General features: G+C 71.6%; 1 protein-coding gene. It reads right to left on the bottom strand.

Annotated features, from left to right (window positions below):
* Positions 1-2,083, bottom strand: a 2,083-nt coding sequence (locus tag SPR02S_RS54660) for a type I polyketide synthase (RefSeq protein WP_019065496.1), incomplete at both ends; no start/stop codon positions are given.

Consider the following 2,083-nt stretch of genomic DNA (forward strand, 5'->3'; position numbering starts at 1 on the left):
CCCGAAGGACGAGACGCCCGCACGGCGGACGCGCTCCCCGGACGGCCACGGCTGAGCGTCGGTCAGCAGCTTGACCGCGCCCGACTCCCAGTCCACATGCGAGGACGGTGCGTCCACATGCAGGGTTGCGGGCAGCTGCTCATGTTGCAGCGCCTGCACCATCTTGATGACCCCGGCCACACCCGCAGCCGTAGAGGAGTGGCCGATGTTCGACTTGATGGAGCCCAGCCACAACGGCTGGTCCGCGGCGCGGCGTTGGCCGTAGGTCGCCAACAGTGCCTGTGCCTCGATGGGGTCGCCGAGCCGAGTGCCCGTGCCGTGGCCCTCCACCGCGTCGACCTCGTCGGGCCGCAGGCCGGCTCCGGACAGTGCCGTACGGATGACTCGTTCCTGGGCGGGACCGCTGGGGGCGGTCAGGCCGTTGGACGCGCCGTCCTGGTTGATCGCCGACCCGCGCAGTACCGCGAGCACCTGGTGGCCCAGGCGGCGGGCGTCGGAGAGCCGTTCCAGCACAATCAGGCCGAGGCCGTCGGAGAAGCCGGTGCCGTCGGCGCCCTCGGCGTAGGAGCGGCAGCGGCCGTCAGGGGACAGGCCGCGCTGCCGGGAGAACTCGACGAGGAGGAACGGCCCGGACAGTACGGTCACACCGCCGGCCAGGGCCAGCGAGCACTCGCCGGAGCGGAGCGACTGGGCGGCCAGGTGCATCGCGACCAGGGACGAAGAGCACGCCGTGTCCACCGACACCGCCGGGCCCTCCAGGCCGAGGCTGTACGCCACCCGACCGGAGACCACGCTCGTCGTTCCGCCGGTCATCCGGAATCCTTCGAGCTCCGGGCCGCCGCCTCCGGCTATCAGCCCCGAGCCGTAGTCCGAGGGGCCGACGCCGCAGAACACGCCGGTGTCACTGCCCCGCAGTGAACCCGGGTCGATCCCCGCGTCCTCCAACGCCTCCCACGCGCCCTCCAACAGCAACCGCTGCTGCGGGTCCATCGCCAACGCCTCACGCGGACTGATCCCGAAGAAGCCCGCGTCGAAGTCACCAGCACTGTCCAGGTAGCCGCCGCCGCGCGCGTACACCGTGCCGGACTGCTCCGGGTCAGGGTTGTACAGCCGCTCCAGGTCCCAGCCACGGTCGCCCGGCAGCCCCGAGATCGCATCGCGACCGGACGCCACCAGATCCCACAACTGCTCCGGCGACGACACCCCGCCCGGATACCGGCACGCCATGCCTACGATCGCCAACGGCTCGTCCGCTTCGACACGTCGTCGCGCGGGAGCCCGCGTGGCCACCGCCTTACCGACACCCGCACCCGCTATCTGCGTCACCAGGAACTTCGCCACCGCCATCGGCCTGGGGTGATCGAAGACCAACGTCGCCGGCAGTTTGAGTCCGGTCGCCTGGGTCAGACGGTTGCGCAACTCCACGGCGGACAGCGAGTCGAAGCCGAGCTCCTTGAACGCCCGCCCCGGGTCGAGCGACGACGCCGACGCGTGTCCGAGTACGGCCGCCACCTGGGCGGTCACCAGATCGAGCGTGATCCGTTCCCACTGTTCGCGGTCGACCCCGGCCAGCCGCGTCGCCAGCGAACCGCCTCCACCCGCACGTCCCGCACGGCCGGGCGTGCGGACCAAGCCGGCCAGCAACGGCACCGCCGTCCCCGCACGGGCCTGTTCCCGAAGCGCCACCAGATCCAGCTGGACCGGCGCGACCAACGCCGCATCCACCCGCTGAGCCGCGTCCAGCAGTTCGAGCCCCAGCTCCGACGACAACGGCTGCACACCGAGCCTGTTCAGCCGGGTCAGGTCGGTGTTCCCGAGCTCGCCGGTCATCCCGGTCTCCGCCGCCCACAGACCCCACGCCAGCGAGACCGCCGGACGGCCTTCCGTCCGCCGCCGCGCCGCCAGAGCGTCCAACACGGCGTTGGCGGCTGCGTAGTTGCCCTGGCCCGAGCTGCCGATCAGTCCGGCGGCGGAGGAGAACAGGACGAACGACCGCACGTCCATGTCCGCCGTCAACTCGTCCAGCAACAGCGCCGCGTCGACCTTGGGCCGCATCACGCGGTCGAGCTGGTCGGACGTCAGC

The sequence above is a fragment of the Streptomyces prunicolor NBRC 13075 genome (genome assembly GCF_000367365.1).
Classification (GTDB): Bacteria; Actinomycetota; Actinomycetes; order Streptomycetales; family Streptomycetaceae; genus Streptomyces; species Streptomyces prunicolor.